Here is a 21,992-nt window from a genome sequence, read left to right on the forward strand (position 1 = left end):
ATAATCATGAAAAAATCACTGACGTTACTCGCCGCAGCAACCTTAAGCGCCCTGAGCTTTGCCTCCTGGGCTGATACTCTGACCGTTGGCGCGTCTAACGTGCCGCATGCGGAGATCCTTGAACAGGCCAAACCGATTCTGGCGAAGCAGGGGATCGATCTGGAGATTAAACCGTTCCAGGATTACATTCTGCCGAACACTGCGCTGGCTGGCCGTGAGATTGACGCCAACTACTTCCAGCATATTCCGTACCTGAACAGCGTGATTAAAGACCATGCAGGCGATAAAACGTATGACTTCGTCAGCGCCGGAGCGATTCACATAGAGCCGATTGGTATCTATTCGAAAAAAGTGAAATCACTTAAAGATCTGCCGGAAGGCGGCAAAGTCATCATGCGTGACGCGGTATCTGAGGAAGGCCGTATTCTGTCGATTTTCGAAAAAGAGGGGGTGATCAAGCTGAAGCCGGGCGTGGATAAAGTAACCGCGCGCATTAGCGATATCGTCGAAAACCCGAAAAAGCTGAAGTTCCTGCCAAACGTGGAAGCCGCGCTGTTACCGCAGATGTATAACAACGACGAAGGCGATGCGGTGGTGATTAACGCCAACTACGCCATCGATGCCGGGCTGGATCCAGTGAAAGATCCTATTGCCGTTGAAAGTGGTGAAAACAACCCGTATGCCAACATCATTACCGTGCATCGTGGCGACGAGAAGAAAAAGGATATCGTAGCGCTGGTTGATGTCCTGCATTCAAAAGAGATCCAGGACTGGATCCGTACTAAATATAAAGGTGCGGTGATCCCGGTAAACAACTAATCTGCTTTTTGCCGGGTGGCGGCAGTGCTTTATCCGGCCTACGATGTCCTGTAGGCCGGGTAAAACGCGTTCGCGATGCCATGCGGCACCAGAGCTACACTCGCTCAATTCTCGCTGGCAACCCCTGACGCACCGACGCACCCGACACCCAGTCAAGCCAGGTATTGGCTACCTGTCGGGTTGGGTCCGCAAAACCCAACTCGTTGAGATTAATCCCCGACTTAATCTGCTCATCAAACGCCATCGGCTCACCGTCGAGAGTATGCTGTGCCGCACCCATTTCTTTATGTCCGTAACCATGTTCAATGGCGATGACACCCGGCATGACGCCATGCAGCAGGCTTATCTGCGCTTGCGCCTGACCGCCTGGGGTAGTGATACGCACGATATCGCCGTGTGCTAAACCATATAGCTGACCATCTTGTGGATTGAGCGCCACCAGATTAACCGGCTTCAGATGATGAAGGCGTGGGATCACCGCCGTGGCGCTGGACATGGTATTGGATTTGAAGGAAATCAGTTTCAACGGCCACTCTTGTTCCGGGAACAACTCCTCGACCGCACGTCCATCTGACAGACGTGATGGATACCAGGCCGGGCAGCCGCTGTAGCGCTCGCCAGTAATCGCATGGCGGTGCGCGGCGACGTTCGCATTCCAGATTTGGAGCGGTTTTTCCCAGGCATTGCCGACGCGGTTATCAACTCGCCCGCTGTTGTCCGGCGCAAAGCGCCCGCCGCGGGAGTAGATAAACCCCACTCGGCTGATTTCATCGGTTTTCAACGTTTGGGTCATCACAGGCATGATCCGCTGGACCCCGGTCAGCGCTATGTCTTCCGGCTGTGCTTCAGCAACCGGAGCTTTGCCCATAAACGCTATATTGGCCGCGAGACGCAGGTAGTAATCTTCCGCACGGTTCAACGGATAGTGATTACCTTGCGGATCGGTAATTGCATTGTCGCCGAATCCAGGTAGCCCGATGCGCTTTGCCACTGCGATACAGAAAGACTCCATCGAGGCCGGTTGACCGTCAGCCGTGAGGCTGGTCGCCGATCTGACAACTGGCCAACGCGCGGTGGTGGCTTTGCTGGCCACGCCCGCCCACGGAGCGCTGAATCCCCAGCTTTCGAAGTTGTGGGTATCCGGCACGATGTAATCTGCCAGCGCCGTGGTTTCGTTCATAAAGGCGTCAATGGCAATAAACAGCGGCAGACGAGCAGGCTCCTTGAGCTTTTCTTCCGCCACGCCGCGTAACCCCGCAATGCCGTAAAACGGGTTGGTCATGTTGGAGATCCAGGCTTTCAGCGGATAAGGGTAACCTTCAAGCGCCGAGACGAGGAGTTCGGTAAGCTGACCGGCGACAAACGGATACCACGGCGCTTTAGCCGGGAAGGGCGATTGCCCGGCAGCCACCTTATTGCGGTACTCTTCCGAAGACTCATAAGCGGTTTTACTGCGCGCGATGCTTAACCCTTTCGGTTTTACCTTCCCGGCGAAGCTGTCCATGTTGTAGCGCGGACCGTCGGTGGCGCCATTAAACTTGCCGCCGCCGACGAACACGCCGCCTTCAAGACTAAGGTTGCCAATCAGCGCATTGAGCATCATCACCGACCAGGCGTTATAAAATCCATTGCCTGCCATCATTCCGCCGTGCGTGATCACCGCCGCTTTACGACCGTGGCGGGTGAATGCGTCGGCCAGAGCGGCAATGTCTGCTTCTGACACCCCACACTGCTGGCTGTACTGCGTTAGCGACAGTTTCTCTGCGGACTCACGCAGACACTGGAAGCTGCTTTTTACCGTTACTGTCTGCCCGTCGGCCAGCGTCACTTCACGGGTAACAAACAGCTGAGCGCGCGGGCAACTGCTGGCGGCGACAATCTCACCGGCCTCGTTGACGACCACCGGCTCCTGGGCTGCGTTTGCACTCAGATGGGCGAGGGTCAGGTGTTGTCCGGCAAGCGTTGGAATTTCATCGGTAATCACCAGATGCGTTGCATTAGTCCAGCTTTTTTCTCCTGCCTGCTGCATGGCCTGCACGCCGGGAATGGCGAGATAATCAGCGTTATAGCGTTGTTTATCGATAATCCAGCTTATCATCCCCATTGCCAGCGCGGAGTCGCTTCCCGGTCGTACGGGCTGCCAGTGGCCGCGATCGTCAGCCAGCACCGTGGTTAATGGCAGGGCTGGCGCCACCACAACATAGCGGAAGTCGTCACGTAAACGGGCGCTGGCCAGCTGGCGGGCCTGGCGCTTAAACGGGTTGCCGGATTGCGCCGGAGAGGTGCCTATAAACAGTGCGAATTCGACGCTATCCCAGTCGGGTTTTACGTGGGTATTTTTATCCAGATCGCCCATTAACGCACCTGAACCGGCCCGATAGGCCAGACCGCAGTAAGCGCCATGAGCGCCGAAGTTTTTACTGCCGAAACTGTTCAGTGCGAAGCGACGTAAAAAGGTATCACGTCCTTCATCGCTGGTATTGGTGACCAGCAGTTGATTGGATTTTGGGCCAAAGCCGGGATGTTTCGCATCAAGCGGTGTAGTGGGATCGTGGATGGCTCTCAGACCATCAACGTGGCCTTCACCAAACAAATCGCCACCTTCCACCACCTCTTTGATCAGCTGTTCGAAGCTGATGCGCTGCCATTTTCCTTCACCGCGTTTACCGACGCGCTTCATAGGCTCCAGAATACGTAGCGGGCTGTACAGACCTTCGAGTAAGGTTGCACCACGGGCGCAGGCGGTAGAACGTGCGTCAAGACCTGACTCCCCGGTCAACTGTTCCATTGCCGTGGCAAAGGGGACAGAGGCGTCTATATGGTGCTCGTGCGACAACGGATGATAAGGGTTGCCCGCAATGCGCAGCACTTTGCCTTGCTCAGTGTCAACGCGAACCCGTACACCACACTGCGTCCAGCAACCAAAGCACTGCGTCATCGAGATCACCTGCTGCGGGTTTTGCTGCCAGTGAGGCCGGGCGTTGGCTTCGGGGATGAGCGCGTTGGCAAAAATGCGGTCACGGGTAATTTTGCCCGAGGTTCCGTCCAACAAACCGTCTATCGCGCGCTTTGCCACATCCCGATAACTCAGGCCAAAAGTCACCATGCCACCTACGGCAAGGCCGACTTTAAGCCACTGACGACGGGTTAAATTAGCCATGTTGCATTCTCCTTGCGATCGCGTTCAGGGCTTCACGAACAATAATAATCAGTGCTATCCACAGGCCGAAGGTACCCACAATAGCCAGCCAGCCATCGGTGCCGCCGGGCAGGGTATAGGGATTAAACTGCGCGTTAAATTTCGGTACGGTCTGCACCTGGATGAGTAACGTCCAGCGCATTAGCCAGCACAGCGCCATAGCGCTAAAAGCGAGTAATATGCGCAGCGGTAGCGATAAGGGGTAACGTACAACCAACCCGCAAAGAGCAAGCGAAACAAGCCATAGCGCAACCCAACCGATAGCGTAGTGTTGTGCTGAAGAGGCAACATCCAGCCACTGACGGATAGCCGAACCGGAAAGCGTATTCCCACTCGCCCAGATCGCCACCACGATAGCCAGCGCGATCAACGTGACCATTTGCCCCCACGCTAGCTTACGCGGTAGTGCGTCCTTGCTATTTGTCGTGGCAATAAGCAGGGCAAGAAATGTTTGCAGTGCGCTGAGGAACATCGCAACCGGAAAGGCGTAACTGAACCAAATGGGACGCGCCTGTACCACCGACACTTCACGGCCGGTGTAAACCAGCAATCCGATGGCGGACAGCGCGCTACCAAGTGCTAACCATTTTGTGACGCTGTAACTTTTTAGCGTTAGCCGTTTCACATGCTGCGCCAGAAACCACAGACCTAAAAAACCGGTAAACAGCGGTAAAAACAGCGCGCCCCACGGCATCCAGGACCATGGCGTCGGATACGCATAGAAGTGCCAGACGCGGGCGGTTTGGTGTAGATCAGCGGTCAGCGCCAGCGGCGCGGTAATCGCGCAGGTCAGGGCGATTAGCAGCGTCAGATTCTCCAGGTCTGCCGTTTCTTTTTTGCGCCAGTGGAGAACGCATGCGAACAGCGCGGCGCAGGCGGCAATGCCGATGAAAAAGAAATATTGTACGGCCCAGGGTAACCAGCTTACGTCCTGGGGATGGGCCAGAACCTCGTCGATAATCAGTGAATGGTTCATTTAAACCTCCTGCCAGAGAGCGGGTTGAGCACGTCCCATCAATGGGGTAACAAACGCCTCATCCAGCCCCAGATAGAACACGTGAGGAGACGTACCGCTTTCCGGCTTCAGGACTTTGATGGCGTCATGGTGCTCATGCAGCATTTGCGAAATGCGGCTGTGCGGATCTTTAATATCGCCAATGATGCGCGCGCCGCCAACGCAGGATTCCACACAGGCCGGGAGCAGCCCCGCTTCGAGGCGGTGAACGCAAAAGGTACATTTATCGGCGGTTTGCGTTTCATGGTTGATGAATCGCGCATCATAAGGGCAGGCCTGCACGCAATAGGCGCAGCCCACGCAGCGTGTGTTGTCGACCACCACAATGCCGTCTTCGCGTTGGAAAGTGGCTTGTACCGGGCAAACGGGCACGCAAGGGGGATTATCACAATGGTTGCACAGTCGCGGCAGCAGGGCGTTGGTAACGCTTTGCTGGCCTTCAATCTGTACTTGATACTGGTTGACGAGGGTACGAAATTCGCCCTGTGGCGTCTGGTTTTCAATGGCGCAACTGACGGTACAGGCCTGGCAGCCGATACAGCGTCGCAGGTCAACCAGCATGGCGTAGCGATGCTGTTGTGAGCCTTCGTGGCGTTCAGGCGAAAAGGGAAATTGCGCCTGAGCCAGCGGAACCAGTGATGCGCCAGCGGTCAGGACGCCCAGTCGCTGGAGAAACTGCCGTTTACTGCTGTCCATATTTTCTCCCGTCACGATGCAACAACGAAACATTGGTCACGCCGTTGATTTGCGTGTGATGAATAAAGAATCTCAATGATTTACAGTGTAAAAATCGTGACGGGGTATACTCTATTGTGGTTAACCACATACCCGGCTTGTTGTTGATCTAAAACAACATAATTGACAGGGATAATTGAGTGGGACGCAACGTAGTAAGATGTCTGACGGTACTGGCGTCGCTGTGGATGCTAAGCGGCGCGGTCAGGGCGCAGACATGGAACATTGGCGTTTTGGCGATGCGCGGGGAGGTTTCTACACGTAATCACTGGCAGCCGCTGGAAACCTTGTTGAATCAGCAAATCCCCGGTGAGCAGTTTCATATTCAACCGCTGGACCTGCGGCAGATGCAGGAGGCGGTGAATCGTGGAACGGTACACTTTGTGGTCACCAATCCGGCGCAGTTTGTCCAGCTTAACAGCCGCTCAGCGCTACGCTGGCTGGCGTCGTTACGATCCACCCGTGGTGGGAAAGCCACCAGTAACGTGATTGGCAGCGCCATTCTCGTCAGGCGCGACAGTGGGTTAACCTCCGCACACGATCTGATCGGCAAAACGGTTGGCGCCATTGATGCTCAGGCGTTTGGCGGCTATTTGCTGGGATATAAAGCGCTCAGTGATGCCGGTCTGCGCCCTGAACGTGATTTACGTCTGACGTTTACCGGATTTCCCGCCGATGCCTTACTCTATTTATTACGTGAAAAAGCCGTGCAGGCGGTGATCGTGCCGGTGTGCCTGCTGGAAAAAATGGATGAAGAAGGCCTCATCCGTAAAACCGATTTTATGACCGTGTTGAATCATCCGACTTCAATTCCCTGTTTAACCAGTACGCCGCTCTATCCGGACTGGTCATTTGCCGCACTACCTGCAGTGAGTGACGAGCTGGCCGATCGCGTCACGCGGGTACTGTTCAATGCACCGCAAAACGCGACGTTTCGCTGGGGCGCGCCCGCCTCGACCCGTGAAGTAGAAGCGTTGCTGCGCGACGTCCGACAGCATCCGCAGCAGCGTCAGCTGTGGCTGGATGTCAAAAGCTGGTTTATTCAACACCGACTGGCGATGGGGGGCGTGGTCATCGTATTGCTGTTGCTTACGCTCAATTACATCTGGGTGATGCTGTTGGTTCGCCGACGTGGCAGGCAGCTGGAGCGAAACAACGTGTTGTTGCACAAACAGGAACAGGCGCTGGAGACTGCCCGCCAAATGAGCGTGCTGGGGGAGATGACCTCCGGTTTTGCCCATGAACTCAATCAGCCGTTGTCTGCTATCCGTCATTATGCCCAAGGCTGTCTAATTCGCCTGCGTGGTCAGGATGAGCAGCATCCGTTGCTGCCCGCGCTTGAGCACATAGACGCCCAGGCACAACGAGGAGCCGATACGCTGCGCAATCTCCGACAGTGGGTCAGCCAGGCACAGGGCAATCCGGTACTCTCCGATGACTGGCAAGCCATCAACGTTCACGATGCTATCCATCACGTCTGGCAATTACTGCGCATGCCCCAGCAATTCCCGGCAGTAACGCTGCACACGCAGGTTAGCAAGGCGTTAACGTTGATGCTGCCAAGCGTTCTTCTTGAGCAGGTGCTGGCTAATCTGGTACTCAATGCCGCCCAGGCAGGCGCTACGACGGTATGGTTTAGCGCCCTGCACAAGGATGGTGGCGTGTGTATTCAGGTGCAGGATAATGCCGGAGGCATTGACGAGGCTCAGTTGTATCAGGCGTTTCAGCCGTTTATGACCACCCGTAAAGAAGGTATGGGACTAGGACTGGCAATTTGTCAGCGACTGGTGCGCTACGCAAACGGAGATATTGAGATCAAAAATCAGCAGGCCCCGGACGGTAAAGCGGGGGCGAGAGTGACATTGTATTTTAAGCCAAATCAGGAAGGAGGCCGTAGTGGCGATAATTCATCTGCTGGATGACGACATTGCCGTTACCCAGGCCTGTGCGTTTTTATTGGAAAGTCTGGGATATGAAGTGTCTTGCTGGGAGCAAGGCGAGAAATTCCTCGCCGAGGCAAATCTGCACCAGGTGGGCGTACTACTGCTGGATATGCGTATGCCGGTACTGGATGGGCACGCTGTGCATGAAATCATGCGTCAGAAAGCAAGCACGCTGGCGGTGGTCTTTCTCACCGGGCACGGCGATGTGCCGATGGCGGTTGAGCAAATGAAACGTGGCGCGGTCGATTTTTTGCAAAAACCCGTGTCAGCCGTGCCGCTTCAGGCAGCATTAGAACATGCCTTGCAGGTCTCGGCAGCGGCGTTCTCGCGACAAGAGATCATCTCATGCTACCAACAACTTACGCCAAAAGAACGGGAACTGGCGCATCTGGTAGCAAAAGGGTTAATGAATCGGGAAATTGCTGATGCCATGAATATTGCCGTGCGTACGGTTGAAGTGCACCGGGCGCGGGTGATGGAAAAAATGCAGGCAGGAAGTCTTGCTGAGCTCGTTAATCGACTTCAGAGAATTCAGTAGAATGATGACATTTATTTGATTTTCATTGAATTTTGTCTAAATCCTCAGAGTGATATATGCTGTTGGTTTGAGTTAATGACGAGCGGGCAAAAATGGGAAATCAGACGAAAGACGACGAGTTGTACCGTGAAATGTGCAGAGTAGTCGGTAAAGTAGTGCTGGAAATGCGCGATCTGGGACAAGAACCTAAGCATATCGTCATTGCGGGAGTACTGAGAACCACCCTTGCTAACCAGCGCGTGAAGCGCAGTGAGTTAGAAAAACAGGCTATTGAGACCGTAATTAAAGCATTGGCCGGTTAATTCATAAAAAGAGGACCGCAGAAATTTTTTGCCGTCCTCTTATTCTCGATACGTTAATCTATCAATCTATATAATTTATCTCCGTTAATAATTGGTTGTAGAGAACTATAAATCGATATGTATTTATTTATATATCGGTGGCCGTACAGTATTATATTTGAGAGAGGGTTCACAAATATTTGTAATTTAAATAGGCTGCTATTTCACTCTATTTCTTAATGATAATAAATCTCACTCCGCATTAATTATATCCCTTCCGTTTTTTAATTGATGACGATCAAGACTATGCATGCTGAATAACCACATTATTTCTGCGCCTAACCCTAAAGGATTAGATTCATTCAGTTTAACCACCGTCATTTACGCCATCAGGTTAGGGCAAAAATTTACGTGTTGTTGGCAACATTAACCGCCCGATATGGCTTGAGCTGCGCTGGTTTAAATTAGCCTGGATGTGTTGCTACCACAGCATTTGCGAAGAGGATGCGAAATAAATGAACCAGGTTGATCGTCCATTTTTAGATTGTGGTTTAACGCGACTAGAATTCCTGCGGATATCAGGGAAAGGACTGGCGGGATTAACGATTGCCCCCGCGCTGTTATCCCTATTTGGTTGTAAGCAGGAAGATGTCGATAGTGGGACCGTGGGGCTTATCAATACGCCGAAAGGGGTTCTGGTGACCCAGCGAGCCCGCTGTACAGGCTGTCACCGCTGTGAAATATCCTGTACTAATTATAACGATGGTGCCGTAGGGACCTTCTTTTCCCGGATAAAAATCCATCGCAATTTCTTCTTTGGCGATGATGGCGTCGGGTCCGGTGGTGGGCTGTATGGCGATTTAAACTATACCGCTGATACCTGCCGACAATGTAAAGATCCGCAGTGCATGAAGGTCTGCCCAATTGGTGCAATTACCTGGAAACAGGAAGACGGTTGTATTGCGGTGGACCATAAACGCTGTATTGGCTGTAGCGCGTGTACCACAGCCTGCCCGTGGATGATGGCGACCGTAAATACCGAAACGAAAAAGTCCTCAAAATGTGTGTTATGCGGGGAATGCGCCAATGCTTGTCCGACTGGAGCATTAAAAATTATCGAGTGGAAAGATATTACTGTTTGATAGATAACAGGCATACCTGATTCGCGCCATTAATTGCCAAAAATACTGCAGTTTTAGATCAAAAAGCTGCCTGAAGAATGGCGGGTATATCTATTAAACCTTCTTGCAAAGGAAAACATGATGGCTAATGGTTGGACAGGTAATATTTTACGGGTCAATCTCACCACGGGTAATATCACCCTTGAAGATTCCAGTAAATTTAAAAAATTTGTCGGTGGGATGGGCTTTGGTTATAAAATTATGTACGACGAAGTCCCGCCAGGCACCATGCCTTTTGATGAAGGGAATAAACTGGTTTTTGCCACCGGACCATTGACGGGGTCAGGCGCTCCCTGTAGCTCCCGCGTCAATATCACCTCCTTATCGACGTTTACCAAAGGTAACTTAGTCGTAGATGCCCATATGGGCGGTTTCTTTGCTGCACAAATGAAATTCGCCGGTTACGACGCCATTATTATTGAAGGCAAGTCCGCATCACCGGTCTGGATCAACATCAAAGACGATAAAGTCAGCATCGAAAAAGCCGATTTCTTGTGGGGCAAGGGGACTCGCGCCACAACCGAAGAGATTTGCCGGATTACCAGCCCTGAAACCTGCGTTGCCGCTATTGGGCAGGCGGGTGAGAATCTGGTGCCACTGTCCTGCATGATCAACAGCCGCAACCACAGCGGCGGTGCAGGTACGGGTGCGGTGATGGGTTCTAAAAACCTGAAGGCCATTGCGGTAGAAGGGACCAAAGGCGTCAACATTGCCGATCGTAAAGAGATGAAGCGTCTCAATGACTACATGATGACCGAGCTTATCGGCGCCAACAACAACCACGTTGTGCCAAGCACCCCGCAGGCCTGGGCAGAATACTCTTCGCCAAACTCGCGCTGGACAGCCCGTAAGGGACTTTTCTGGGGCGCGGCAGAAGGGGGGCCAATCGAAACCGGTGAAATCCCGCCGGGAAACCAAAATACGGTGGGTTTCCGTACCTATAAATCGGTGTTCGATCTGGGTCCAGCCGCAGAAAAATACACGGTCAAAATGAGCGGCTGCCATTCATGCCCTATTCGTTGTATGTCGCAGCTCAATGTCCCGCGGGTGAAGGATTTTGGCGTGCCGAGTACCGGCGGCAACACCTGCGTGGCGAACTTTGTTCACACCACCATTTTCCCCAATGGCCCGAAAGATTTTGACGATAAAGACGATGGGCGAGTTGTAGGGAACCTGATCGGATTGAACCTGTTTGACGATTACGGTATCTGGTGTAACTACGGCCAGCTGCACCGTGACTTTACCTACTGCTATTCGAAAGGCGTCTTTAAACGCGTGCTGCCAGCCGCAGAGTACGCGGAGATCCGTTGGGATCAACTGGAGGAGGGCGATCCTAACTTTATCAAAGATTTTTACTATCGACTGGCGCATCGCGTGGGGGAACTCAGTCATCTTGCGGACGGTTCGTATGCCATTGCTGAACGCTGGGATTTGGGCGAAGAGTACTGGGGTTATGCCAAAAATAAACTGTGGTCGCCGTTTGGTTTTCCGGTCCACCATGCAAACGAAGCCTCGGCGCAGGTGGGGGCGATCACCAACTGTATGTTTAACCGTGACTGTATGGCGCACACCCATATCAACTTCATCGGTTCCGGTTTGCCGCTGAAATTACAGCGCGAAGTGGCGGGTGAGTTATTTGGGTCGCAGGACGCCTACGACGAAACCAAAAACTATACCCCAATCAATGCCGCCAAGATCAAATATGCCAAATGGACGCTGCTGAAAGTCTGCCTGCATAACGCGGTTACGCTGTGTAACTGGGTTTGGCCGATGACGGTTTCACCACTCAAGAGCCGCAACTATCGCGGAGATTTGGATCTGGAAGCGAAATTCTTCCAGGCAGTCACCGGTGATGAAACCACGCAGGCGAGTCTGGACCTGGCCGCTGAACGCATCTTTACCCTGCATCGTGCCTATACGGTCAAACTGATGCAAACCAAAGATATGCGTAATGAACACGATCTCATCTGCTCCTGGGTGTTTGATAAAGATCCGAAAATTCCGGTCTTCACCGAAGGCACCGACAAGATGGACAGGGAGGATATGCGCCAGTCACTGACGATGTTCTATCAGGAAATGGGCTGGGATCCCGAGTTGGGTTGCCCAACGCGTGAAACCCTGAATCGACTCGGACTTGAAGACGTGGCAGCCGATTTGGCTGCGCAGGATTTGTTGCCAGCGTAAGGAACGCGAGATGACTAACGTGAGCAACGTTCAGGCACCCGTTGAGGCGCTTCCTGACGAGGTTGATAGCCAAAAGAGACACTGGCTACAGGCGTTTCACCCGCCGGTCGAGCGGGTGACTGCGCCGCAGGTTCAGGAAGCCGCCAGCCCGGAGTCGATTGTGGCAGATTTTATCCGCCAGCATTCGGCATCGGGGCACCTGGTGGTGCGCAGCGTGTTTCTGCAGCCACCTTATTCGGTTCCTGAAACCGATCTTAGCGCGCTGCTGGATACGCTGTGCCAGGACGCGAATGACGCGGATATCACCCGTGTGCAGGGTGCGGAAGATGTCTATTTCTACTCAACGCAAACCATGACGGCAAACTACGCCGACATGTGCGTGCAGGTGGTGGAAAACGACATCTGTCGTGCGATTGCCGAGGCGGTACGCTTCGACGGTCGTACGTATCCTCGCCCCTATAAGGTCGCCATGTTGACGCAACCGCCGTACAGCTTTGAGTCTCAGCAGATTTCAGCGGCGCTCACGGCCATGGAAACGCACCCTGATTACGCAGATATACGTACTGTGGAATCGTCAAATGCGGAGCCTTATTTGTTCAGCGAACGTTTTATGAGTTATGGCAAAGCGTACGGCCTTTGTGAATGGCTTGAGGTTGAGCAGTATCAGAACCCCTGAAATATTCAGGTTGATGTCATGGAATGTGTGGACGACCACTGTCACAGCATTAGAGGATAACCCGATGTCCTTCACCCGACGAAAATTTGTCATTGGCATGGGGACGGTGATTTTTTTTACCGGCCCAGGTCAAAATCTGTTAGCGAGTACCAGGAGCCCTAAAGCCGTTCGTTACGTCATGATTCACGACGAATCACTGTGTAACGGATGCAATATTTGCGCTCGTGCATGCCGGAAAACCAACCATGTACCTGACCAGGGCAGCCGTTTGTCGATAGCGCATATTCCGGTAACCGATAACGACAACGAAACGCTGTATCACTACTTCCGTCAGTCCTGCCAGCATTGTGATGATGCACCTTGTATTGAGGTGTGTCCGACCGGTGCCTCCTGGCGAGATGAGAACGGTATTGTGCGAGTAGATACGTCTTGCTGTATTGGCTGCAGTTACTGTATTGGCGCGTGTCCTTATCAGGTGCGCTATCTCAACCCGCAAACCAAAGTGGCGGATAAATGCGACTTCTGCGCTGAATCTCGGCTGGCGAAAGGTTTCCCTCCGATTTGTGTTAACGCTTGCCCGGAACATGCGCTGATTTTCGGTCGTGAAGATAGCCCGGAAATTCAGACCTGGTTGCGAGAAAACAAGTATTACGAATATCAACTTGCAGGCGCCGGGAAACCCCATCTGTATCGTCGGTTCGGTCAACATTTGATTAAAAAGGAAAATGTATGAACGCGTCGCAGAATGCCGAACAGTTTCACGCCCAGCTTGCACAGTATGTTCCCCTGTTTTCACCGGACTACTGGCCTGTGTGGTTAGTCGTTGCCGGGTTAATGCTGGTGGGAATGTGGCTGGTGCTGGCGCTTCACGCCATGCTGCGCTTTCGGGCGGCGCATAAAGCGTCGGCAGGGCACGGTGAGAAGGTCTATTTATATTCGAAGGCTGTCCGCCTGTGGCACTGGTCGAATGCACTGTTATTTCTGTTGCTTCTGATCAGTGGCCTGGTCAATCACTTCTCTGCCGTTAGCGCACCGGTAATGAAAAGCCTGCTTACCGTTCATGAGGTCTGCGGCTTTTTGCTACTTGCCTGCTGGATTGGTTTTGTGCTGATCAACCTGATTGGCGGCAACGGACATCACTATATTATTCAACGTCAGGGCTGGATCGCTCGTGCGCAAAGACAAACTCGTTTTTACCTGTTTGGCATTATGCAGGGCGAGTCACACCCATTTCCGGCCTCACCTCGCTCTAAATTTAATCCGTTACAGCAGGCGGCCTATGTTGGCGTGATGTATGGTTTGTTGCCACTGCTACTGATCACTGGATTGTTATCGCTTTACCCGGTAGCTGTCGGCGATCTGTTCCCCGGAGTGCGTTACTGGCTGCTTCAGGCGCACTTTGCGCTGGCAATAGTCAGTCTGTTTTTCATTTTTGGGCATCTTTATCTCTGCACTACGGGGCGCACGCCGGGCGAAACCTTTAAGTGTATGGTGGATGGCTACCACCGGCATTAAGCGATGATGATTACGCGAAGTGACTTACGGGCCTGGCGTGTTGGGCCCGTCATGTACCGCTGGTTTCTACGTGCGTTTCCCGCAGGAGGAAGCTATGCCGATGTTCATCGTGCGCTCCAGCGGGAAGGGTATACCGATTGGGCAAATAGCCTGGTGGAATACGGCTGGTTAAAATGGCGGGAAGAGGCGAGTTTTGCTCAGCAGGATATTGACGCAATGGGGAATATTTCCTGTGAGCAAGCCGCGGGGGAAACTAGTCGTCCGTTGGCGAGTGCGGAAGATTATGCCCGATTTAGCTGTGCGGGTGACAACGTTAAAATTGCCAGCGCCGGGTATGCTGCACAGATCGCCTGTGCCGGTTACAGCGCACGGATTGGCTGTGTAGGCTATAACACGCATATCGGCAGTTCAGGCGATCGCGGGCGAATAGCGATTGCGGGAAACTCGGCGCGTATCAGCAGTGTGGGCGACGGAACGCGTATCGCCAGTACCGGCATGCGCGTACGTATCAGTTCGCTCGGCGACCGAAATCGGATTGCCAGTAGCGGTGATTTAACCCAACTGGCCTGTTTTGGCGCAGAGGCGAAAATCGCTAACTGCGCGGACAATATCCACATTATTGCCAGCGGAGAGAACGCTGTTGTTGCCAGTACCGGTGCTGTCGACTCGATAATTCTTGGTCCCGGCGGATGTGCGGCGCTGGCTTATCATGATGGCGAAAGAATGCGTTTTGCGCTTGCCGTTGAAGGGGAAAATAACATTCGGGCGGGCGTGAAATATCGGCTCAACGAAGACCATCAGTTCGTGGAATGTTGAGCCGAGAGGTCATTTTAGTGCGAATCGGCGCTGGGTGATTTTTTCAAGGCTAAAGCACAGCAGGTAATAAACCAGCCCGGTAAAGATAAAAATGGCGGCGGGGTAAATTTGCACCCGGCTGTTAACCTGACCGGCAACTGTCGTGAGTTCCGGCACGTTAACGATAAACGCCAGTGACGTGTCCTTCAGCAGCCCAATAAAAATCCCTGTCAGCGACGGTAGTACGTTACGCAGCACCTGCGGCAGCAAGATAAGCCACAGGGCCTGATCCGGGCGAAAACCCTGAACGACTGCCGCTTCATATTGCCCGCCAGGCAGTGCGCTAATTCCAGCATACACCGAGTGCATCACCGAGGCGGCGGTGAACCATGCCAGCGCCAGCGTCACGGTAACGGCACCGGGCAGATCGCTTCCGGTCAGCATGGGTAGCAAATACCACATCCAGAAAATCACAAAGATGAGCGGAATGCCGCGAATAAATTCCGCCCAGATAAACAACCCGTTGCGAACCGCGCCCGGAAATCGCCAGGCACAACAGGCAAGAACGATCCCGCCAGGCAGCGCCAGCAAAGCCGCACCGATAGCCATCAGCAAAGTGAGCAGGACGCCACCGGGTTGCCCCTCAGCTACACGTCCCCACAGGAGATAGTCAAGATTGTCGGTAATGACCGAAACATTAGCGATCATGCAGTATGCTCCTGACGCTGAAGATGCGCATTCTTATCTTTGACGATTTACCCGACGCAGACTGCGGGCCAAGACGGGTAAGCAGCATACCCAGAACGATGCCGGTAAACAGATAGAGTGCAGTGCCAACGGCAAAGGCTTCCAGCGCGTGCGCGTTGTAGCTCTCAATTTGCCGTACCTGGTAGGTGAGCTCAGCAAATCCAATACCGCTGGCAAGCGAGGAAAGCTTCATCAGGTTGAGATATTGCCCAACAATCGGTTGCCAGGCGTTTGCCAGCCCCTGAGGCAGCAGAATGTGACGAAATATCGCCCAGGATGAAAACCCCTGCGCCACGGCAGCCTCGCGTTGTCCGGCAGAAACAGCCTGTAAACCCGAAGCGATCTCTTCGACCAAAAATGCTGAGGTAAATACCCCCAACCCCCATGCTGAACAGATAAATTCCGGCGTTAACCACCAGACATCACCCGGCAAAATTGACCATGGATGATCGGCATTGATAAAGCTAATGACGTTACGGGGTAGCCAGTTCCAGGCGGCAAAATACCAGAACATCAGTTGCACCAGTAAAGGCGTGTTGCGAAACACCGAGACCCACACCCCGACCATCGCTTTAGCGAGACGATTGCCCGTCAGGCGCAGGCCGATCAGTGAGATGGCAATGAGCGTGGCGAGCACAATACCTGCCAGCGTCACCCAGAGCGTGGTGAGAAAACCGGAAATTATCCATTGCAGGGGTTGCCCGCTCAGCACCCCCTGCCAGTCCATTGCATGCATTATGACGATGACTCCTGGTGTAACGGGTCGAGCACTTTTTTCAGGAAACGCTGGGTTCTCGGGTGCTGTGGTCGGAGGAAAAAATCCTCAGGCGCGGCCACTTCCAGAATATCGCCACCATCGATGAAAACCACCCGATCGGCAATTTCGCGGGCAAAATGCATTTCGTGGGTCACGACGATCATGGTGATACCGCTGTGGGCCAGATTTTTCATTACCTGTAATACCTCGCCGATCATTTCCGGATCCAGCGCGGAAGTGGGCTCATCAAACAGAATAATTTGTGGCGACGAAGCCAGTGCGCGGGCGATGGCCACGCGCTGCTGCTGCCCACCGGACAACTGCGCGGCATAGGCGTTGGCTTTTTCCGCCAGTCCCACTTTTTCCAGCAACTCAAGTGCCCGACGATCCGCTTCCGTCTTCTTCCAGCCGTGAACATATTCCAGCGCCAGTGCGATGTTCTGCAGCGCAGTCAGGTGCGAATAGAGATTGAATTGCTGAAATACGAAACCGATACGGCTGCGTAACTGGCGTAATGCCGCCCCGCGCAACTGACTAATCGGTTTACCATCAATGAAAATTTCGCCACCGCTGAGCGACTCAAGCTGGTTGATAAGACGTATAAGAGTGGATTTTCCTGAGCCGGAAGGCCCCAGAATAGTCACCACTTCACCAGGTTCAACTGCCAGGCTGACGCCGTTAAGTACGGTATGAGCGTCATACTGTTTAAACACATTGTGCAGTTTGACGCTTGCCTGACCCAATTGGGTAGAATCCGCAGCTGAAGCTGCGGAACGATGAAAAAGAGCTGAGAGCATATTACTGGGCTTCTATTTTAAAGGCGCGGGGCTGCGGATTTTTGGTTTCAGGGCCGAACCACACATCATAAATTTTTGCTGCCTGACCGGTAGACTCCAGCTTCAAAAGTTCATCGTTGACGGCTTTTAACAGCGCGGGTTCGCCTTTTTTCACCCCCACGCCGATCTCTTCTTTGCTCAGCAGGTCCGGCAGAATTTTGAAATCAGCTTTATCCGGCGCAGCGCCTAATAAACCGGCCAGAATCGTACTGTCCTGGGTAATGGCCTGAACATTGCCGTTGCGTAGCGCGGTTAACGCCAGCGGGATATCGTCGTAGGCCAACACGCGCGACTGCGGGAAGCGCTGATGTAACGCCTGCTCACCGGTAGTCCCTTTTACTGCACCGATTCGCGCTTTGCCGTATTCATCGAGCTTATCCGGAGATTTTGCTGGCACAAGGAACTGCTGGCCGGTAACAAAATATGGGACGGAGAAATCTATTACCTGCGCCCGTTCAGGTGTAATCGTGATATCCGCGACGATTAAATCAGCTTTACCGGATTGTAATAACGGAATGCGGTTTGCCGGATTGGTCGCGACCAGTTCCAGTTTTACACCCAGGGATTTGGCCAGCGCTTCTGCAAAATCGACGTCGTAGCCGACAATCTTATGGGTTTTGGCATCAACTGAACCGAACGGCGGATTGGCGTCGAATGTCGCCACTTTGACTACGCCTGCGGCTTTGATATCGGCCAATTGGTCGGCCTGAGCCTGCGAAACGCTAATGCCAGAGGCCAGTAGCACGCTGAGTGCCAGAAGTGTTTTTTTAGCGCTGTGAATTTTCATTGCCATCATTGTATGAAATCCCTGTAGTTTTTGGTTTGTGCTTTTTACGCTCCCATAACTTACGGTTGGGACAAAATAAGAAAAAATTCTTATCTATATACAAAATGTTATTAGTGAAGGATGTGTTAATAGCGGGTGAAAATAATGCATGAGTGAAAGGTAAAATCGTGCATAAGCCTGGTAATAATTCGCATTTGGTTTTTGTGTGAGAGCACGCTTGAATAAGGTTGAGCTGTGCTAATGTCCAGAAATGCTACTGGAATACCCTCCGGACCTGTACCATATGTCACAACAGGTCTGGAGTGGGGATAAGCATGCTGCGTGATAATTTTAATGATCTCTATTATCTCATTATCGTTGCCCGCGAGCGGAGTTTTACGCGGGCTGCGGCAAAGCTCGGGGTCTCGCAGTCAGCGTTAAGCCATGCGATACGTGGACTCGAAGAGCGGCTGGATGTACGGCTTCTGACCCGCACCACGCGCAGCGTTGCGCCGACCGAAGCCGGAGAACGGCTTATCAACAGTATCAGCCCGCGTTTTGATGACATTGAAACAGAGCTGCTGGCATTAACCGATGTTCGTCAGCGCGTGGCCGGTAACATTCGCCTGACGCTGGGCGAACATGCATTGCAATCTACCGTCTGGCCCGCGCTGGAGCCGTTTTTGCAGGCTTACCCTGATGTGAATGTGGAAATGACCATCGACAATAGTCTGACGGATATTGTGACTGGCCGCTATGACGCGGGTATTCGGCTCGGTGAGCAGGTGGCAAAAGACATGGTCGCCGTCAGAATTGGCCCGGACTGGCGTATGGTAGTGGTGGGGTCACCGGCGTATTTTGCTCGTCATGGTAAACCACTCACCCCACACGATCTGCAAAACCATAACTGCATCAACATGCGCATGCCGACGTTGGGCGGGCTATATGCCTGGGAATTTAGCAAAGGCGGACAAGATTTGCGCGTGCGGGTTGAAGGGCAGCTTATTTTTAACAATCTCCCCCCACGGATTAGCGCAGCGATTGCTGGAATGGGGCTGGCTTTTGTGCCGGAAGACACTGTCGAACAGTCGGTGACTGACGGTGCGCTGGAAAAAGTGCTGGAGGACTGGTGCGAACCTTTCCAGGGCTATTATTTGTACTACCCCAGCAGAAAACAGCATACCGCCGCCTTTGCCCAACTGATTGAGGCCTTACGGTATACGGGTTGAAGTGGGTGGGGTTAACAGGCGATAAAAAACCGGCATTGCGCCGGTTTGGAAATCAGATTTTGCAGGCGTCGCCGCAGTCATTATCAGCAATAATTTCCTGCGCTTTCTTGTCTGCATCTTCCAGACGTTCAGCGTTACGCTCTTGCGCTTCTTCCAGTCCATCAAAGACCAGATTATCGAGATCAATTTCCATCATTCACCTGCTCAGGTTCAGCGTTTAACATCACGTTATTATATTGCAAAAATGTTGCTTAACAGCAGCGATTCTTGCTACTTAGCATCATCCCTAAATCAGTTGCGTATATTTTTCCGGCAGCGTGGCCCACAAATGGCGGTTTGCCGCGCTAAGTATTATATCGCGCATGCATTCACGCGCCGTAACGCCCTGGCGCAGGCGTATGGCTTCCAGTAACAGGCGATGCTGCTCTACGGCGTGTTCTGTTTCCCGCACTGATGACTCCTGCGTCTGTTTAAACGACAGCATCATGGCTGCTGAAAGTGCGTTGCCAATCGACATCAAAAATGGGTTATGACAGGACTTGAGTAGTGCGGTATGAAAGGCTAGATCGCCTTCCTCAAATAGCGCAATCTGATCCTGCTGCTGTCCGCGCAACATCAACGTCCAGGCTTCTTCAATGGCAGCCAAATCGCGGGCTGTCGCGTTGGCGGCGGCCAGAAAGGCGGCGTTAGGCTCAAACATCAGGCGCGTTACCACCAGTTGCTCCGCGACATCAGGTGAAATACCCACTTCCTCCATCCAGCCCAGCACGTCCGTATCCAAAAAACTCCAGAGTTCGCGCGGATTGACCGTACTGCGCCGCTTAGCCTGGATGGACAGCAAACCTTTTGCTGACAGGACATGCAGCGCGTTTCGTACAGAGGTCCGAGATGCCGAATATTGCACGGCAAGCTCATTTTCGCCGGGGAGCATCTCCCCATCGCACAGGGTTCCGCGGATGATTTTCATCGCCAGATCGCGAGTGATCGTTTCAGAGATGGTGGCCAGGGAGGTCGTCATAGTCTGCCTTGAAAATTTGAGAGTTCCTCATTGTACGCACAAAACAAAGCGTTACGAATACAAAACAACAATTCTTGTCCTTTCAGATAGTGAAAAAAAACGTTTTATTTCACTTCACGATCGCGCTCACAGATCGCTCTGGTAAAATTAACTACATTCTTGTCATACAAGATTTGATGATTGAGGCTACAAGATGAAAAGGGAGTGGATCGCAATCGACTGGGGAACGTCGAATTTCCGCGCATGGTTAATGGCAGGGGATGATGTACTGGACAAACGCAATGCCAGCTACGGTCTTCTTCACGTCGAGCCGGGGCAATTTGATGCGACGTTAAAAATGTTACTTGGTGAGTGGATTGCTGAGGGAACGCCAATGGTTGCAATGGCCGGGATGGTGGGTTCGCAGCAGGGCTGGTATGAAGTTGACTATTGTTCGTTACCCGCCAGTGCCGATAGCTTGCTTGCGCACAGCAAAAGTTTCATGACCTCCTGGGGCAGCAAAGCATGGATTTTCCCTGGATTGCGTAAATCCCCTTCTGGTGACATGCCTGATGTAATGCGCGGTGAAGAGGTTCAGCTTCTGGGACTGTCTTTACTCGAAGACATCGATAATTTCCATGCGATTCTACCCGGCACACACAGCAAACATGCCCGGATGCAGCAGAGACAGATCGTTGATTTTTCGACTTATATGACCGGTGAGCTTTTTCAGGTGCTGATTTCGCACTCGCTGCTTGGTCGTGGTCTTCCTGATGCGGCGGCTGATGACAGCGCATTTTTACTCGGGGTGGAAGCATCCCGACGCCACGCGGCGCTAAGCCAACTCCTTTTTTCTACCCGAACGCTGCGTCTATCGGGTGAATTATCTGCTGAATCAGTCAGTGACTATCTCTCCGGTTTACTGATCGGATTGGAGTTTTCCACTGACAACATCAGTCCTGTCTGGCTGGTGGGTAGTGCGGCATTAACTCGCCGCTATCAGATGGCTGCCAACGCATTTGGTATTCAGACACGCTGCGTCGAGGGCGATCGCTGTTTTATCGCCGGAATGCAGTCTCTTCAACAACGTCTAACAGAGAAACGCTATGGATAGTTTTGACTTTGCCACGATGTGGCAGAAAACGCCGCTTCCGATGATCGCGATTTTACGCGGTCTGAGGCCAGAGGAAGCAGCGGAAATTGGTGATGTATTGCTGGAGGCGGGCTTTACCTGGCTGGAAGTACCGCTAAATTCACCGCGCGCGTTGGATTCTATCTCGCTGCTACGCGAACGCGTCGGCATGCGTGCTATCGTCGGCGCGGGTACGGTACTGACGACAGAGCAGGTTGATAGCGTCGTCGATGCGGGCGGGCAGGTAATTATCTCGCCAAATATGAATCCCTCGGTGATCCGCCGCAGCAGAGATCGAGGGGCTATCAGTTTACCGGGCGTCGCCACGCCGAGCGAAGCGTTTACTGCCCTGGACGCTGGGGCCAGCGGTCTGAAATTTTATCCTGCGGAAATGATCTCCCCGGACATACTGCGGGCTATGTGCGTGGTATTACCGCCTCACGTAGTTTGTATGCCGGTCGGTGGTGTTTCTGCCGAGGCGCAACAACTACAAAGATGGTGCGAGGCGGGCGCGAAAGGTTTTGGCTGCGGCGGAGGTTTATACCGCGCGGGCACAGAGTGCGAACAGGTTCGGCATAACGCGTTGGCCTATGCTCAGGCATGGCAACAGGTTAATAGCAGAGCGCAGTGCCAATAACAACTTAAGA

General features: G+C 53.0%; 22 protein-coding genes. 13 read left to right on the forward strand and 9 right to left on the reverse strand.

Annotation, left to right across the window (positions count from 1 at the left end; all coding sequences use genetic code 11):
* The first annotated feature begins 6 nt into the window (after window positions 1-6).
* On the forward strand, window positions 7-819 hold the full coding sequence (locus OGX86_RS06410) for a MetQ/NlpA family ABC transporter substrate-binding protein (RefSeq protein WP_003029358.1): 813 nt from the start codon (window positions 7-9) through the stop codon (window positions 817-819).
* A gap of 94 nt (window positions 820-913) precedes the next feature.
* On the opposite strand, the gene ttrA is transcribed toward OGX86_RS06410, so the two are convergent.
* The 3 genes from ttrA to ttrB are packed head-to-tail and all read right to left on the reverse strand — an operon-like array spanning window position 914 to window position 5,729.
* Entirely contained in the window at window positions 914-3,979 is a 3,066-nt protein-coding gene (gene ttrA, locus OGX86_RS06415; protein ID WP_286639595.1) for a tetrathionate reductase subunit TtrA, read from the reverse strand.
* A complete protein-coding gene (gene ttrC, locus OGX86_RS06420) occupies window positions 3,972-4,994 on the reverse strand; it encodes a tetrathionate reductase subunit TtrC (RefSeq protein ID WP_001016644.1) in 1,023 nt (340 codons plus the stop codon). Before ttrC ends, ttrA begins: the two co-directional genes overlap by 8 nt.
* On the reverse strand, window positions 4,995-5,729 hold the full coding sequence (ttrB, locus tag OGX86_RS06425; protein ID WP_341871228.1) for a tetrathionate reductase subunit TtrB: 735 nt from the start codon (window positions 5,727-5,729) through the stop codon (window positions 4,995-4,997).
* 227 nt (window positions 5,730-5,956) lie between these two features.
* On the opposite strand from ttrB, the gene ttrS reads away from it, so the two are divergent.
* The 9 genes from ttrS to ydhT all read left to right on the forward strand — a co-directional run bounded on the left by ttrS (window position 5,957) and on the right by ydhT (window position 14,902).
* Window positions 5,957-7,690, forward strand: a complete 1,734-nt coding sequence (gene ttrS, locus OGX86_RS06430; protein WP_136392506.1) for a tetrathionate respiration histidine kinase TtrS — start codon at window positions 5,957-5,959, stop codon at window positions 7,688-7,690.
* Complete coding sequence (gene ttrR, locus OGX86_RS06435; protein WP_000974596.1) at window positions 7,665-8,249, forward strand: tetrathionate respiration response regulator TtrR; 585 nt, start codon at window positions 7,665-7,667, stop codon at window positions 8,247-8,249. Before ttrS ends, ttrR begins: the two co-directional genes overlap by 26 nt.
* Window positions 8,250-8,341: 92 nt before the next feature.
* The gene (fumD, locus tag OGX86_RS06440; protein WP_003029345.1) at window positions 8,342-8,551 is read left to right on the forward strand and encodes a fumarate hydratase FumD; all 210 of its coding nucleotides are present in this window, start codon (window positions 8,342-8,344) and stop codon (window positions 8,549-8,551) included.
* Window positions 8,552-9,045: 494 nt separating this feature from the next.
* Window positions 9,046-9,672 carry a ferredoxin-like protein gene (locus OGX86_RS06445; RefSeq protein ID WP_003029338.1) on the forward strand — a complete coding sequence of 209 codons (627 nt, stop codon included), beginning with the start codon at window positions 9,046-9,048 and terminating at the stop codon, window positions 9,670-9,672.
* A 120-nt stretch (window positions 9,673-9,792) separates the two neighbouring features.
* A complete protein-coding gene (locus OGX86_RS06450; protein WP_136392507.1) occupies window positions 9,793-11,895 on the forward strand; it encodes an aldehyde ferredoxin oxidoreductase in 2,103 nt (700 codons plus the stop codon).
* Between the two features lie 10 nt (window positions 11,896-11,905).
* Complete coding sequence (locus tag OGX86_RS06455) at window positions 11,906-12,571, forward strand: YdhW family putative oxidoreductase system protein (RefSeq protein WP_286639597.1); 666 nt, start codon at window positions 11,906-11,908, stop codon at window positions 12,569-12,571.
* Window positions 12,572-12,635: 64 nt separating this feature from the next.
* Window positions 12,636-13,304, forward strand: a complete 669-nt coding sequence (locus OGX86_RS06460; protein WP_020996435.1) for a 4Fe-4S dicluster domain-containing protein — start codon at window positions 12,636-12,638, stop codon at window positions 13,302-13,304.
* Window positions 13,301-14,086 (forward strand): thiosulfate reductase cytochrome B subunit, encoded by a 786-nt coding sequence (gene phsC / locus OGX86_RS06465; RefSeq protein WP_136391801.1) that lies wholly within the window; start codon window positions 13,301-13,303, stop codon window positions 14,084-14,086. Before OGX86_RS06460 ends, phsC begins: the two co-directional genes overlap by 4 nt.
* A 51-nt stretch (window positions 14,087-14,137) precedes the next feature.
* On the forward strand, window positions 14,138-14,902 hold the full coding sequence (ydhT, locus tag OGX86_RS06470) for a protein YdhT (protein ID WP_394816980.1): 765 nt from the start codon (window positions 14,138-14,140) through the stop codon (window positions 14,900-14,902).
* 9 nt (window positions 14,903-14,911) lie between these two features.
* Here the strand turns inward: ydhT and OGX86_RS06475 are convergent, their stop codons facing one another.
* The 4 genes from OGX86_RS06475 to OGX86_RS06490 are packed head-to-tail and all read right to left on the reverse strand — an operon-like array spanning window position 14,912 to window position 18,017.
* Window positions 14,912-15,589 carry an amino acid ABC transporter permease gene (locus tag OGX86_RS06475; protein WP_003832686.1) on the reverse strand — a complete coding sequence of 226 codons (678 nt, stop codon included), beginning with the start codon at window positions 15,587-15,589 and terminating at the stop codon, window positions 14,912-14,914.
* A complete protein-coding gene (locus OGX86_RS06480) occupies window positions 15,579-16,364 on the reverse strand; it encodes an amino acid ABC transporter permease (RefSeq protein ID WP_286639602.1) in 786 nt (261 codons plus the stop codon). Before OGX86_RS06480 ends, OGX86_RS06475 begins: the two co-directional genes overlap by 11 nt.
* Window positions 16,364-17,182, reverse strand: coding sequence for an amino acid ABC transporter ATP-binding protein (locus OGX86_RS06485; RefSeq protein WP_136391823.1), 819 nt, complete (start codon window positions 17,180-17,182; stop codon window positions 16,364-16,366). The genes OGX86_RS06480 and OGX86_RS06485 overlap by 1 nt, the downstream gene beginning before the upstream one ends.
* A gap of 1 nt (window position 17,183) precedes the next feature.
* Window positions 17,184-18,017, reverse strand: coding sequence for an ABC transporter substrate-binding protein (locus OGX86_RS06490; protein WP_128316538.1), 834 nt, complete (start codon window positions 18,015-18,017; stop codon window positions 17,184-17,186).
* Between the two features lie 305 nt (window positions 18,018-18,322).
* Between OGX86_RS06490 and OGX86_RS06495 the strand changes: the two genes are divergently transcribed.
* Complete coding sequence (locus OGX86_RS06495) at window positions 18,323-19,216, forward strand: LysR family transcriptional regulator (protein WP_048226682.1); 894 nt, start codon at window positions 18,323-18,325, stop codon at window positions 19,214-19,216.
* Window positions 19,217-19,268: 52 nt separating this feature from the next.
* Here OGX86_RS06495 and OGX86_RS06500 read toward each other — a convergent pair whose 3' ends face one another.
* Complete coding sequence (locus tag OGX86_RS06500) at window positions 19,269-19,409, reverse strand: hypothetical protein (RefSeq protein ID WP_003832695.1); 141 nt, start codon at window positions 19,407-19,409, stop codon at window positions 19,269-19,271.
* A gap of 93 nt (window positions 19,410-19,502) precedes the next feature.
* Window positions 19,503-20,234: a FadR/GntR family transcriptional regulator gene (locus OGX86_RS06505; RefSeq protein WP_286639604.1), complete on the reverse strand. Its 732-nt coding sequence runs from the start codon at window positions 20,232-20,234 to the stop codon at window positions 19,503-19,505.
* A gap of 193 nt (window positions 20,235-20,427) precedes the next feature.
* On the opposite strand from OGX86_RS06505, the gene OGX86_RS06510 reads away from it, so the two are divergent.
* Window positions 20,428-21,327, forward strand: a complete 900-nt coding sequence (locus OGX86_RS06510) for a 2-dehydro-3-deoxygalactonokinase (RefSeq protein WP_048226680.1) — start codon at window positions 20,428-20,430, stop codon at window positions 21,325-21,327.
* Complete coding sequence (locus tag OGX86_RS06515; protein ID WP_136391824.1) at window positions 21,320-21,982, forward strand: 2-dehydro-3-deoxy-6-phosphogalactonate aldolase; 663 nt, start codon at window positions 21,320-21,322, stop codon at window positions 21,980-21,982. Before OGX86_RS06510 ends, OGX86_RS06515 begins: the two co-directional genes overlap by 8 nt.
* The last annotated feature ends 10 nt before the right edge of the window (window positions 21,983-21,992 follow it).

It is taken from the genome of Citrobacter sp. Cpo040, assembly GCF_030332915.1.
GTDB classification, from domain to species: domain Bacteria; phylum Pseudomonadota; class Gammaproteobacteria; order Enterobacterales; family Enterobacteriaceae; genus Citrobacter; species Citrobacter portucalensis.